The organism is Promicromonospora vindobonensis (genome assembly GCF_042685865.1).
In the GTDB taxonomy this organism is placed as follows: Bacteria; Actinomycetota; Actinomycetes; order Actinomycetales; family Cellulomonadaceae; genus Promicromonospora; species Promicromonospora vindobonensis.
In genome coordinates this window covers 2077867-2091035 of the sequence record NZ_JBHUOG010000002.1, presented here as the reverse complement: position 1 = coordinate 2091035, position 13169 = coordinate 2077867, and the positions used below count along the sequence as shown (strand labels likewise).

13 protein-coding genes and 1 tRNA gene are annotated in these 13169 nt (G+C 68.0%); 9 read left to right on the top strand and 5 right to left on the bottom strand.

The features are described from left to right. Positions 1 to 60 precede the first annotated feature (60 nt). Positions 61 to 474 carry a hypothetical protein gene (locus ACFS27_RS22620; protein WP_377187834.1) on the bottom strand — a complete coding sequence of 138 codons (414 nt, stop codon included), beginning with the start codon at positions 472 to 474 and terminating at the stop codon, positions 61 to 63. A 218-nt stretch (positions 475 to 692) separates the two neighbouring features. Here ACFS27_RS22620 and ACFS27_RS22615 point away from each other — a divergent pair, with 218 nt between their 5' ends. The 9 genes from ACFS27_RS22615 (at position 693) to ACFS27_RS22575 (ending at position 9835) form a co-directional block, all read left to right on the top strand. Next, a complete protein-coding gene (locus tag ACFS27_RS22615) occupies positions 693 to 1832 on the top strand; it encodes an ArdC-like ssDNA-binding domain-containing protein (protein ID WP_377187831.1) in 1140 nt (379 codons plus the stop codon). Beyond that, complete coding sequence (locus tag ACFS27_RS22610) at positions 1829 to 2491, top strand: hypothetical protein (RefSeq protein WP_377187828.1); 663 nt, start codon at positions 1829 to 1831, stop codon at positions 2489 to 2491. Before ACFS27_RS22615 ends, ACFS27_RS22610 begins: the two co-directional genes overlap by 4 nt. A 1-nt stretch (position 2492) precedes the next feature. Continuing rightward, positions 2493 to 4274 (top strand): type IV secretory system conjugative DNA transfer family protein, encoded by a 1782-nt coding sequence (locus tag ACFS27_RS22605; protein WP_449301752.1) that lies wholly within the window; start codon positions 2493 to 2495, stop codon positions 4272 to 4274. 28 nt (positions 4275 to 4302) lie between these two features. Further along, complete coding sequence (locus ACFS27_RS22600; protein WP_377187825.1) at positions 4303 to 4809, top strand: hypothetical protein; 507 nt, start codon at positions 4303 to 4305, stop codon at positions 4807 to 4809. A gap of 144 nt (positions 4810 to 4953) precedes the next feature. Beyond that, positions 4954 to 5409: a single-stranded DNA-binding protein gene (locus tag ACFS27_RS22595; RefSeq protein ID WP_377187822.1), complete on the top strand. Its 456-nt coding sequence runs from the start codon at positions 4954 to 4956 to the stop codon at positions 5407 to 5409. A gap of 14 nt (positions 5410 to 5423) precedes the next feature. Further along, the gene (locus ACFS27_RS22590) at positions 5424 to 6197 is read left to right on the top strand and encodes a hypothetical protein (RefSeq protein ID WP_377187819.1); all 774 of its coding nucleotides are present in this window, start codon (positions 5424 to 5426) and stop codon (positions 6195 to 6197) included. Continuing rightward, positions 6197 to 7342, top strand: coding sequence for a hypothetical protein (locus ACFS27_RS22585; protein WP_377187816.1), 1146 nt, complete (start codon positions 6197 to 6199; stop codon positions 7340 to 7342). Before ACFS27_RS22590 ends, ACFS27_RS22585 begins: the two co-directional genes overlap by 1 nt. A 128-nt stretch (positions 7343 to 7470) precedes the next feature. After that, a complete protein-coding gene (locus ACFS27_RS22580) occupies positions 7471 to 8556 on the top strand; it encodes a hypothetical protein (RefSeq protein WP_377187813.1) in 1086 nt (361 codons plus the stop codon). 466 nt (positions 8557 to 9022) lie between these two features. Next, entirely contained in the window at positions 9023 to 9835 is an 813-nt protein-coding gene (locus ACFS27_RS22575; protein WP_377187810.1) for a toll/interleukin-1 receptor domain-containing protein, read from the top strand. A gap of 187 nt (positions 9836 to 10022) precedes the next feature. On the opposite strand, the gene ACFS27_RS22570 is transcribed toward ACFS27_RS22575, so the two are convergent. The 4 genes from ACFS27_RS22570 to ACFS27_RS22555 all read right to left on the bottom strand — a co-directional run bounded on the left by ACFS27_RS22570 (position 10023) and on the right by ACFS27_RS22555 (position 13168). Further along, a complete protein-coding gene (locus ACFS27_RS22570) occupies positions 10023 to 10394 on the bottom strand; it encodes a helix-turn-helix domain-containing protein (RefSeq protein WP_377187808.1) in 372 nt (123 codons plus the stop codon). Positions 10395 to 10481: 87 nt separating this feature from the next. Beyond that, entirely contained in the window at positions 10482 to 11861 is a 1380-nt protein-coding gene (locus ACFS27_RS22565) for a tyrosine-type recombinase/integrase (RefSeq protein ID WP_377187805.1), read from the bottom strand. 193 nt (positions 11862 to 12054) lie between these two features. Continuing rightward, a tRNA-Gly gene (locus tag ACFS27_RS22560) sits at positions 12055 to 12125 on the bottom strand. A gap of 110 nt (positions 12126 to 12235) precedes the next feature. Further along, positions 12236 to 13168 carry a carbohydrate ABC transporter permease gene (locus tag ACFS27_RS22555; protein ID WP_377187802.1) on the bottom strand — a complete coding sequence of 311 codons (933 nt, stop codon included), beginning with the start codon at positions 13166 to 13168 and terminating at the stop codon, positions 12236 to 12238. Position 13169 lies beyond the last annotated feature (1 nt).

Here is a 13169-nt window from a genome sequence, read left to right as displayed (position 1 = left end):
GCTCCAGCATGCCGGCCGGCGCGAGTGGCCAGGGATCGGGCCGACAGCGGCGCTGGGAGCTCAGCTCGACCCGTCCGACCTCGAAATAGGGAAATCCGAGATTGTGGACAGAAACGCGCCAGAGACCGCGTGTGGGTTGTCTTGCGCTCCGATCAGCTCGATGAGGAGCGCATCGTCATCGTGCTCGAGAACGATGTACTCGGAACCAACATAGAATTCAAGCCCGCTGTCGTCCGCGCCATCTGTGTGGACAATGAACGACTGCCCGATCAGCCGCGAACCAGCGCGTCGGTTCGCAAGTGTGTTCTTGGACGCGTCTACCAGCTTCTTGCCTCCCGCCTCCGCGAGGCGGATGACCCCGTAGCCAGCCGCGCCGACGACAGCTATGCCGAGGGTGGCGGCCTTCGCAGGACCTCCGAGCGACTTCACTAGCGTGACCATCGATTGATAACCACCAAGATTCCCCATCTGCATCCCCAGTCCGTTTCGCTTGATTCTATCGGTGCTGAGGTGGACACAAGTACGAACGAATATTCCTGGCCGACTTGAAGCTTCTACCAAGTGAAGGTTCAGGGAGCCCCAGTCGGTGACCTGCTTCTCTGAACTTGTTGCAGGACCCATATGGCCGCCACGAACAGCCAGCGCCGGGACCCCTTGTGCACCTGTATCCCAGAGACCCACTGGGAGGACCGATGCGCAGGAACGACCCGACGTCCGACGACAAGATCGCTGACCGCAACGCGAAACTCGACGCTCTGCACGAGACGCTCACGGATGCCGTCGAGTCACTCGTCAGCGGGCAGGACTGGCAGCGTGCGATGGTGTTCGCCGCGAAGTTTCGCCGGTATAGCTTCGGTAACTGCCTGCTGCTGTATACGCAGAGCCTTGCCGCGTACGAGAAGGGGTTGCTGCCCGAGCCGTATCCGCGATTCGTGGCTGGCTACCGCCAGTGGCAGCAACTGGGGCGGAACGTGGTGCGCGGCGCACGCTCGTTCCAGATCCTCGCTCCGACCACGGCACGAGTCGCAGTCGCTGACGACGGCTCGGTCCGCCGCCTGGCCACGGGTGAGAAGCCCGAGGCAGGGGAGGCCGTCGCCACACGGATGGTGGGCGTTCGCCCGGCTCACGTCTTTCCGGCCGAGTTCACTGACGGCCCCGACCTGCCCGAGGTGCCGGCGCCGCAGTTACTGCACGGTGAAGCACCGCCCGGGCTGTGGGACGGGCTCGCGGCGCTGATCCGGGCAAAGGACTTCAGACTCGACGATGTGGCGAACGCTGCGGAGATCGGTGGCGCGAACGGCGTCACGATGTGGGGCCCTGACAGGATCCTGGTCCGTGCGGACATGGAACCGCTGGCCAGGACAAAGACGCTGAGTCACGAGGTTGGCCACCTGGTCGGGCACGACCCGAAAGACCCGGATGTGCCCGCCCATCGCGGGATCGCGGAGGTCGAGGCGGAGTCCGTGGCTGCGTTCGTCCTGGCGGCGCACGGCGTCGACTCGTCGGACTACACCGTCCCGTATGTGTCGACCTGGGCGTCCCGGGCCAAGGGCGTCGACCCGGTCACGGCGGTTCAGCAGACCGCGGCCAGAGTGCGGATGATCGCGTTGCAGATCCTCGACGGCTTGGACACGCAGATGGTGCCCGACGGCGATCCGCCCGGCCTGGACCGCACGCTCGATCGCAAGGGGCCCGGGCGGCGCTCCGGTCCGACGACGCCTTCGCCCGCCGCCTCGGCTCACGCTGCGGTGGTAGACGACGGGTTGACCCGTCGCGCACCACACCCGGGCCGCACTGCCTCGGCGGCACTGACGGATGGGCTAAGGCGATGAATGCCCGACCGGTCGGCGTCGTGATGGACGTCGACAACGACGGGCACATCACCGTGACGGTCGACGAAGAGCCGTGGGTTCCGCCCGGCCCAGGCGGGGTCGCCCCAGAGGTGCGGCTGGGCCGCTCGGATGTGCCGTGGGTGCTGGACCAACTCCTGACCACGAACGACGGTCCCCTGCACGTCGTCCTGCACGACGGCGGACGCATCTTCACCGACGTCGTCACCCGCGACCGGCTGGCCTATCTCGGCCCACGACCGGCGCAGTTGGCGGAGCCGTCACGACCGGACTTCACACCCACAGAGCCACCGTCAGGGACACCCACCGGGACCGGGCGCCTGTCGTCGGGCTGGTTCGAGGCCGGCGGGTACACACCGGGGGAGCAGGTCGCCGTCGCCGTGGTCATCACACGCCTGGCCGCCGACGACCGCGGCGGCGTCGGGTTCACGCTGCCAGCTGCGCTGCGGGCGATGGTTGGCGACGTCGTCGCGATCGGTGAGGAGTCCCGCGAGATCTACGTCAACCAGGCCGATCACGAACCACCCAGCCTCCGAGCGATCCATGACGCCCTCAACAGACCCAGTCGTTCCGGTCCGGGCCCGGACGACCTCAACCACGGCTTCCGTGGTCATGCCGAAGGTCCGCACCTCGGGAGATGACGTGTCCACCACGAACAGCACCCGCAACGGCGGAGAAGAGCTGACCAACCTCGCTCTGATTGCCCTGGCCGCGCTGACCATGCTGTCGGCGGTGTTGCGGATCGCGGGGAACGTCGCTGCGTTCCTCACCGGCCACGCCATGCCCGACGGCGGCGCGGCGGCCGGTTTGAAGGTCCTCACCGACCCGGCACACCCGGGCACCGTCCTCGGCGCGGCGGGGCTGAACTCGTTCGTCTACTGGTTCGCCGTCACCGTGATGATCGTTGCAGCCGTGATCGTCATCTGGTTCGTATGGCGGCTCGCGAAGGGATTGCGGACGCCGTCGGCCCACACCAACCACACAGCCGGGCTGGCGTCGTCCTCAGACCTGGCCCGTTCCGCCTCCCGCCGCGCCCTGGTGAAGCGGTCGACGACATTGCGCCCCTCGCTCGAGAAGGCGATGGCGTCCGACGTTGGCTACCTCCTCGGTCACGCCCACGGGCGTGAACTGTGGGCGTCGGTGGAGGACTCGATGCTCGTGCTCGGTCCACCCCGTTCGGGCAAGGGGCTGCATCTGGTGATCAATGCCGTCCTCGACGCGCCGGGCGCGGTCGTAACTACCAGCACCCGGCCTGACACGCTCGCAGTGACGATCGCAGCCCGCAAGACGATCGGCCCGGTCGCGGTGTTCGACCCGCAGAGCCTGGCCGACGATGTCGGCGCAGGGCTGCGCTGGTCACCGATCCGCGGCTGCGAGACCCCGCGCCGAGCCATGGTCCGCGCGGCCGGCCTCGCGAAGGAGACCGGGCTCGGCGGCAAGGGCGTGGACAACGGCGGGTTCTGGGAGAACACCACACGCGGGGCCCTCCAGGCCATGCTCCACGCCGCGGCCCTCGCCGGGCGCACGGCGAAGGACCTGTACATCTGGTCCCTGTCGCCAGCTGCCGCGGCCGACGCTGTCGCGATCCTGCGCGGCCACCCGGGCGCCGCACACGGGTGGGGCGATGGCCTGGACGGGATGATCAACGGCGACCCTCGCACCCGGGACAGCCTCTGGATGGGCGTCGGGCAAGCCCTGGCCTGTCTCGCGGACCCGTCCGTGCTCGCCGCCGTCTCGCCCGGCCCCGACGAACGGTTCGACCCCGAGACGTTCTTGCGCGAGCGGGGCACGCTCTACCTCCTGGCTACCGGTTCGGGCGCCTCCGCCTCGTCGGCTCTCGTCGCCGCCCTGATCGAAGACTTGACTGAGACGGCCCGGCGCCTCGCCGCCCGCTCGTCGGGGCAGCGCTTGGACCCGCCCCTTCTCCTGGCGCTGGACGAGATCGGCAACATCACCCCGCTACCGTCGCTGCGGTTCCTGATGGCCGACGGTGGAGGAACCGGCATCACCACGATCCCGGTCTTCCAGTCGTTGGCGCAGGCGCGCGACCAGTGGGGAGCGGAGTCGGCCGCGGCTATCTGGGATTCCTCGATCGTCAAGGTCGTCCTCGGCGGGACGTCGTCGGCCTCCGACCTGCGCGACCTGTCCGCTCTCCTCGGCGAGAAGGACGAGATCACCGACTCCTGGACCATCGGAGCTGACGGGGCCCGCTCCGTCCAGCGGTCCCTGCGCCGCGTGCCGGTCATGCCGCCCGAGGTGATCCGCACCCTGCCGTTCGGGCAGGGCCTGATGCTGCTCCGTTCGTCCCCGCCGATCGTCGCGACTCTGCGGCCGTGGACGAGGCGGTCGGACGCCGGCCAGCTAACGGCCGGCCGGGTCGCGTTCGAGGACGCACACAGCGATCACGACCGGCCGGTCTCGTGACCTGCGTCGTCGGCTCTATTCTGGTCGTGTGGAGTGGACGACAGCGGGTCTGCGCGAAGCTGGCTTTCTCGGCTTCGTGCCGTTTCCAGACCTTCCGACGTCCAGAGTCCCGGACGAACCAGGCGCCTACGTCATCATTCGAGAAGCAAGCGACGAGCCGGAGTTCCTGGAGGTCAACCCCGCAGGCTGGTTCAAGGGGCGCGACCCGTCCGTCATCCGGACGAAGCTGGACCGGAAGTGGGTCACCGGGACACCGGTCGTCTACATCGGAACGGCGACAGGCGGCATCAAGGGCCGCCGCACACTGCGGAAGCGTCTGGACGAGTACCGCCGCCACGGATCCGGCGAACCCGTTGCCCACTGGGGAGGCCGCTACATCTGGCACCTCGCCGACAGCGACCAACTGCTTGTCTGTTGGAAGACCACGACCGCAGACCGAGCCGAGAACCTGGAGTCGGAACTCATCGCCGGCTTCCGACGGCAGTACGACACCATGCCGTTCGCGAACCTCAAGCGCGGACGCCGCGAGAGGTGAAGCTCGCGCACTCATGAGCCCCTGGTTCACCACGGGCTTTGCCTGAGGTCGTTCCACAACCACCGACTGACCTGGCATGGCCTACGCACCTGAGTTCTGAGAATGCCCGTCGACCGGTGGGCAAACGGATCTCAGGAGGTAGCCATGTCGACCCCGATTCCGATGTCCATGAGCCTGGTAGGCCGCCTCGCCGGAGACCCGCGTCTGCGGCGCGCCGTCAACGGCACGGCCTACGTACGGGTCCGCGTGGACGTTTTCCCACCCCGTCGCAGGTCCGAGGACGGTGAGTACGTCAAGACCAACCCGGTCGCTTGCGACCTGGTCGGGTTCGCAGGCATCGCCGACGTGCTGCACAACCGGTTCCGGTTCGGGGACTGGTTCATCGCGTCGGGCCGGCTGAAGGACGGCCGGTCCGCCGTGCCGTCGTTCATTGCGAGCCGGATCGGGCACGACGCCGTCAACGCCGTCTACACCCTGCGCCGCACCCGGCTGACCCGCGCCAGGAAGAAGGCCGCACGGTCCACGAGTATGCGCGACGACCAGCCGATCGTCGCGGGCTTGATCGTGCCCGAGCGCGCCTCCGCTGCGCGGACAGCGTGAGGGCGGCGAGTGTCATGAACGAGAACACCAACGGTTCCAGCGGCGACGAGTCGTACCGCGCGAAGCCGGACGGCAGGGGCCGCGAGGACTTCGACGCCACCCAGCAGGGGATCGCGTCCGACGCCGAATCGCTTCTGGACGCCTACCTCTCGAAGGCTTTCGGGCTCCCCGGCGACGTCGCGGCCCTCACCGGCGAGGAATACGACGAGGATGGCGACGACCAGCCCGGCTCGCTGGCGTCGGGCAGCGGTCCGGACGCCCCGATCCCGTTGCAGCCGATGAACTTACGGGCGCTGACCTCTTACGAAGCGGAGATCTACTGGCAGGTTCTGGACGAGTGGGTCGACTGGCTGCGCCGGGACTACGGCCTCGGGACCACGCACATCCCGCCGCTGTGGCATCGGCACGCCGTGCTGCGCTGGGAGCTCTCCGCCCTGCACACGGCCTGGCTCGCCTCGTTTGACTCCGAGGCGTCCGCGCTTGCGCCTGTCGCCTGGCACCGCGAGCTCGCCGAGTCGCTGCGGCGGCTGCACGACTGGGTCGGCCAGTCCGGTACAGCGCTGACCGAGGACCGCCCGACGAAGGTCACGCTGTGGCCTGGAGAGCCCAGGTTCGGCAAGGAGGAGGCCTGGAAAGACGCCGCCGAACCGACCCCGATCCTCGACCGTGCCGCCGACTTCGAGTCCTGGCTCGCCGAGGACGTCGCTGCCCGCCGTGCGGTCGAGGAGCACATCAGGTCGTCCCTGCAAGTCCTGGGTAGACGCCCGCTGCCCCGAGGGGGAATCTGATGTTCGATGACGACGCCAAGCCGAACTTGTTCGAGCGGGCACTCGATCAGGTCTACGGTGACGACGAGCATGGCAAAGCCGCTGCTCGTGCGGATATCACTGCGATGCACGACCACGACACCACCGACGCTTCACGCGCCTACGAACTCATCGCCCGCGGAGTCTGGGCGGCGCTGCGCGACCTTGGTATCAGCGGTGGTCGGATGCTCACCATCGGGCAGGACGCTGAGACCTTCGCCGGCGTCCCGGTGTTCGAGCGACGCATGGATCCAGGTGCCCTGTCGGGGCTGGCGGCGACGATCCCCAAGCGGCCCGGGCTGCCGGGCCAGGCCCCACACCCGGGGATTCTGCTCCGCACCTGGGATCGGAACGCCGATCATGACCGATTCGACGTCGTTATCGCCGTACCCGCCTACACCGACGTCGCGCTGCACCGGCCCGGGGTTGGCAGCGATCGCCGGATCGAGCAGATCTTGGGAATCATCGGCTGCCTGGCCAACACCGAGCCCGGCGGCTACACCATCGCTCTGGTCTCCCGCGACGTGCTGGACGACGCCGACGTCGATAGTCGTCGCCTCCTGACCGAGCTGGGCGAGCTCGTCGGAGCCCTGCGCATGCCGTCCGGCGCGCTGCGGGAGAACCCGGGCAACGACGCCGTCGTCGACCTGCTGATCATGCGTCGCCACTTCGGCGCACCCATCCGTTCGCACACATTCCTACCCACGTCGGTCCAGCTCGTTCGTGGGCAGGAGGTCCGGGTCAACCAGTACTTCCGGGCGAACCCGAGCCACGTCTTGGGCCGTCTCGACGCACGTCCCAGCGTCTGGGGCTCCCCGGAGCTGGTGGTCCACCCGACTGGGCTCGGCTTGGACCGGGATCTGACCGCAGGCCTGGCGAAGATAACCGACCACGCACGAGCCGCCGGGCTCACCGCGAACACCGATCACTGTCTCGACCCCGACGTGTCGATCGACAACACCCTTGCCCGCCGGGAGGACCTAGATGCCGTCCGGCGCCGGATCAGGAACCTCCGCGTCTCAAAGCCCCAACGAGCCGAATCCGGAAAGTCGAGTCCCGATCCGCCGTCGAAGCCACCGGGACCAGGAGGCGAGGCACGTCCCGACCTTCCCGGACCTGGATTCTGAAACCGTCGCGTGAACGAGCGGCCCGTGACCCTCGCGGTCACGGGCCGCAAGCATGCACGACGCATGTCATCCGCGACGCGGAGAGCGCACCTCGTAGTCACAGGCAAGAGGACGACAAGGAGCGAGCCATGTCCACCATCAAGGTCCCATCGATCGGCCACTACGTCGCGCAGATCCCCTTCACGATCGGCCACCACCTCACCGACGACCATGTGGTCGTGGGGTTCTTTGGGACCGACAAACGGGCGATCGCGCACGGCGCGTTCCAGTGGGAAGACGGCATCGATACGCGCGGCGTCGTCGCCTCCTTCCGCAGGAACATGCAGGACGCCGAGCCTGTCGCGCATGTGTTCGTCGTCGGGTATGGCCCCCACGGGAACGACCGCGCAGAACTCCTTGCCGAGCAGATAGAGGATGCTCTCGAGGTGGCTTCGACGCCTGTTCAGGTCCTCGACGGCACCTGGCGGTCGGTCGAGGACCCGGCTGGTCCGTGGAGCTCGGCCCTCCCGATCCCACAGGCCTCACCCGACATGGTCGGTCTGGGCATGCGCGCCCCGGCAGCGTCACGCGAGGAACTGTTCGCTTCAGTCGCGCCCCTTCCCGAACCGCTCTTCGGGCCGCTGGACCGGGCTAAGGCGAAGTATCTGACCACCGTCTCGCCTGCCACGCGCGCAGATCTTGCCGTCGCCGCGTTGGACCATATTGCTGCTGGCCGCATCGACGACCCGGCCCATCTACAGTCGCTGGCACATCTAGTCACCACAGACGTCACCGTGCGCGATGCCGTGCTTGCTTCCGCTCTCGACGGAGATCCCCGCCATGACCGCGTCGAAGCCTTGGTCCGCACCTACCGTGCCGCGCCGGCCGAACAACGGCCCATGCTCGCGACCACTGCCGCCGCCGCGGCATTTCTCGCAGCGTGGCACCCACCTCTCGTGTGGGGAGTGCTCCAGCACGCGGACCCCGCGAGCCGGCTCACGAGCCTCATCACCGGTGCCCTCCGAGCTGGGGCAAATCCTGCCCCGATGCGCCCCGGGCTCCTTGAGGCCGTCCGTGACGGACTCCGCCAGGCCGAGGATGCCTGGACCGCCAGTCACGTGACCGCGGACCACGCTAACCCCGCGACCAGCTCGGGCAGCCGAGTAGTCCGGCCCGCTGTGCCGGCACCACCGCATCCGCGACCATCCACCGGCGCGGACGCGCCGGGCTTGTGACGCTCGCATGACAGCGCGCCTCGGGCGCTGGAAGGCTCACCAATAGTGTCTCAGCGAATACCCGATGCCGAGGCGAGCGACCCCGAGGATCAGCACTGGCGCCGGTCCACGAACCCTGACGACAAGACTCTCTTGGCCGTTTTGCTCGGCCAACCGCACCTGCTGCGTGCGGGCCAGATCTCGGTAATCCAGCACCATCGGGCAGAAGCATGCCCATGGGCGCCAAGATGCGCCCCGCCCTCAGGCGACACGGGCGAAACACAACAGGTTGTGCTCCCCGCGGGTGTCAGGCACTAGGTGTAGCGTCCTGAACTGTAAGCGCACGACGACCCCGGCCAACCGTTGACCGATTCGGGTCAAGGTCGACGCGGGGTCGCCAGGTTCTTTGCCGGAACAGGTAGACACTACGTCGCGGGTGCGAGTGGTCGTCAACCGTCGACCTCTCGCACCGCGACAGTCGGCTGCCGTGCGAGACGGGAGCAGTATTCACGTGGCTCGATTTAACGCTGCACAGTTCCGGGCTCAGGTCCGGGCAGCGGAGCAGAAGGCACGCGCGGCTCAGCGGCAGGCTGTCCGTCGGGTTCAGACCGAGTTCGATCGCGTTGACCGCGAGAACCAGCGGCGGGTCAACGAGTACAACCGGCAGGCCCGGCGACAGGTCGACGCGCACAACCGCCAGATCACGCAGGTCAACGCGCACAACCGGCAGGTCAACACCCAGAACCGTCAGGCCGACGCGCGGAACCGCACGGCAGTCACTGAACTGAACCGACGCCTCCGCTCCGGCGGCTCGTCTGGCCCGACCTACACCCCTTCCGAGCGGGTGCTGGCCGACCGGGTCCAAGAGCGTGTGGCCGCGCTCCCCGAGCGTGACCACGACGCGTTCCTCAGCTACGCGCGAATCGACGGCCACAACGTCGGGACGGCGCTCTACGCAGCCCTGACCGCTCTGGGCGTCGATGTGTGGTTCGACGAGGTCGCGATCAAGCCTGGTGTATCCCAGTCGCGCCAGATGGACGTGGGAGTGCGGTCAGCTCGCTGTGGGATCGCCTTGCTTACGCCGGCGTACTTGGCCGGGCGCTTCTGGACCGAACGGGAGCTCGGCGCGTTGCTCCACAAGCCGACTCTGATCCCGGTGCTCGACAACGTCACGTTCGACGAGGTCGCGGAATACAGCGGCTTCCTGCCGGACCTCGCGGGGTTCGAGACCGCACGTGACAGCGTCGAGGTAATCGCGGAGAAGATCGCCGCTGCCGTCCTGCCGCCGACTGTCGACTGACCGCGGGATCGGTGCCGTTCCGTACGACGGCACCGATCCGACGACGCTTACAACTGAGCGCACATGGGCCGCCCGGTCACCCGCCTGAACAGGTTTCGGCACCGTCCCCATTTCGGCTTCGGCTCCCCGTTCTCGCCTCCATAGCCACCGACCCGAGCAGAACATCGGCGCCCCGTCGGTGTCCGCACTACGTTGTGCATCGTTCGATGTAGGCCTCGACCGCCGAGCGTTTGGCAAGTACCCGCCGACCGATACGCGCCGCCTCGATCTCGCCGTGGCGAACCAGTTCGCCGGCAGTCCACGGCGAGACGTCGAGGTAGTCTGCGATCCCCTCGTACGAGAGCCATGGATCGCCAGCGTCGCCGACCTTTTCGGCCCGGTAGGCATCCAGGACAGACTGGCGCACGCGAATGCGATTGCCTATCCGTGCGCAAGGCCCCAGCCGTCCGCGGCGGACCAACTCGCCGAGCCACCATCGGGACACACCGAGGACCTGAGCGGCCTGGGCGGCACTCACCAACGGATCGGCTTTGCTCGAATTGATGGGGGTGGAACTCATCATGCACCTCCAGCGACTCGTCTGGAACGTCACTATGAGGTGCACAGGCGGTGCCCGGTAACGACTTCGCCGGGCACCGCCCGTAGGTCAGGCCGGGAACGCGAGAACGTTCGGTGCCTGCTGAGCCGCATCGAGTGCAGCCATTCGCTCCGCAAGGCGCGCATCCCCGTCATCCGTCGCGTGCTGGTACACCATGGCGGCTGCGACCGTGGAGTGGCCGAGCCGCTTCATCAACTCGGCCAGCGTCGCACCGGCCTCAGCTGCACGGGTCGCGGCCAGGTGGCGCAGATCATGCCAGTGCAGTTCCGGTGGCATCCCGGCACGGGACTTGGCCCGCGAGAACATCTGGCTTCGTTGACCGCCGCGGAGCGGTCGCCCGGTGCTCGTAGCAAAGACAAGTGCGTCTGGATCCGGGTCAGTGAACTTGTCCAGATGGAGAAGGAGGGCCCGGGCGGCGGGCGGCGGTAGGTGGACGCCACGCTTGCCCGCCTCTGACTTCGGCGGGCCGAAGGAGATCGGCTTTCCCTTGACGTCTACGAGTGCCCGGGTCACACGGAGTCGTACCCCGCCCGCCCCTGTCCGCTCGACGCTCTTGCGCTGCAGCGCGAACAGCTCCCCAGCGCGCAGCCCAGACCAAGCCGCCACGATGACTGCCGCGCGGTAACGCTCCGAGCCGCCGACGCACGCGGCGGCGATGGCATCAACGACGCTTCCGGCCGGGATGACGCGTTCGGCAGGGTTCGTCTGGGCGCCGCCACGGATCGTGCAGGGATTGGCGTCGAGGAGCCGGTCGCGCACCGCGTCGCTGCAGACGGTCCGCAGCAGGGCGTAGGCATGCGCAGCTTGTGTCCGGCCGGTTACCGCCTCCGCTCGCACGGCGTTCTTCGCCACGCGTGGCGAACCGGCATCGCGCCATGCCTGCCACAGTGCAGCGGGCATCCGGCCAGATTCTTTGACGGGGCGCGCGCTCAGCCGCGCCCACGCTCGTACATGGGCGGCGTCGGCAAGTTTCCTCTGCCTCGAAAGCCAGGCTGTCGCCGAGGCGGCTGTCGCCGCTTTCAGCGCGACATACCACTCGGAGACGACACCGTGTGTGATCGCGCGCAGCGGGAGATCGCCGAGATTGATCTGCCGACCTGTGCCAGGGACGTCGAGCGCCGTGAGGATCCACCGATCCAGGAGGCCCACGTAGCCGTCGCGGGTGGACGGCTTGAGCTCACGGATCGAGAGCCAGGTCCGAGCGTACTCGCGCAGCGGGACATCACCGGTCTCCGGCTCACGATAGGTGCCGCGGTGAACGTCGGCGAGAACCTTGGCCAGGGCGGCGTTTGCATCCTCGTACTTGTCGAAGGTGCCGACCGGCCGTCGACGACCGTCGGGACCCGTGTAGCGGGCCTGCCAGCGGCCGGGGCGGGTCTCGCGGATGTTGCCGTACGCGGCGCGGCGGCCGCGTCGTCGCGTCTTCATACCCGCAGGTGTGCCTGAAAGGCCCGGGTGAGTGTCTATGACGGTCGATGAGGTGGGCATCGGGGTAGCTCCGCTCCGGCCCCAGTTGTTACCAACTAAGGGCACGTTAGGGCACGGAGAGTGCCTTCCATGCTCCCGGGAGTGCGAAGAGCGCAAGCCAGAAACCTGCTCTGACCTGCGCTCTCGCATGGAGAGCGGGCGACGGGAATCGAACCCGCGTAATTAGTTTGGAAGACTAAGGCTCTACCATTGAGCTACGCCCGCGCGACCGAGGCTGGAACCACGGTGCGGTCGATACCTTAGCAAACCTCGCGCCCACCGAGTGGCATGGGCGAGCGTGACACGCACCGCCGTCGGGCAACGGACCTAGGCCCTCACCCCTTCACCGATCCCGACGCCAGTCCCGCCACGTAGTACCGCTGCAGCGCCACGTACAGGATCACGCAGGGGATCATCGCGATGACGGATCCCGCCGCGAGCAGCCCGAAGTTCACCTGCCCGTACGCACCCTGCTGCAGGTTCACCAGCGACACCGGCAGCGTGTACAGGCTGGAGTCGGTCAGGAACGTCAGCGCCCCGAGGAACTCCGTCCATGACGCGAGGAACGCGTACAGGGCGGCAGTAGCGGTCCCCGGAATCACCAGCGGCCGCAGCACCGACACCAGGATCCGCAGGGTCCCGGCCCCGTCCACGTGCGCCGAGTCCTCGAGCTCAGCGGGCACGGCCGCGAACGTGTTGCGCATGACGAAGATGCCGAACGGCAGGTTCACCGTCGTGTAGAACAGCACGAGCCCGAACAGGCTGTCCGTCAGCCCCATGACGTTCATCTGCAGGTAGAGCGGCGTGAGGATCGCCTGGAACGGGACCATCAGCGTGACGAGCACCAGTCCGAACAGCACGCCGCGCCCCCGGAAGGGGAACTTGGCGAACCCGTACCCGGCCAGCGTCGCCAGCACGGCGGTGAGTACCGCCGTCGAGACCGAGACGATCGCCGAGTTCAGGATGCCGCGCCACACCTCCGGCTGGTCCACGACCGCCTGGAAGTTGACCCACGACAGCTCGAAGAACCGCGCGTCCGGGGCCGCGACGATGACGTCGCCGGGCTGCCCCGCCCGCACGAATGCGATGACCAGCGGCACCAGGAACACCAGGGCCGCGAGCGTGCCGCCCACCACATACAGCGTGCGCTTCACGCGCGTGTCCCGCTCCGGCCCGCCCGCCCCCGGCAAAGGCGCGGCGGAACGAGCAGGACGACGTCGTACAGCGGGCGCACCACGCGTCGCGGAAACCTCTGTGACGGTAGCCATG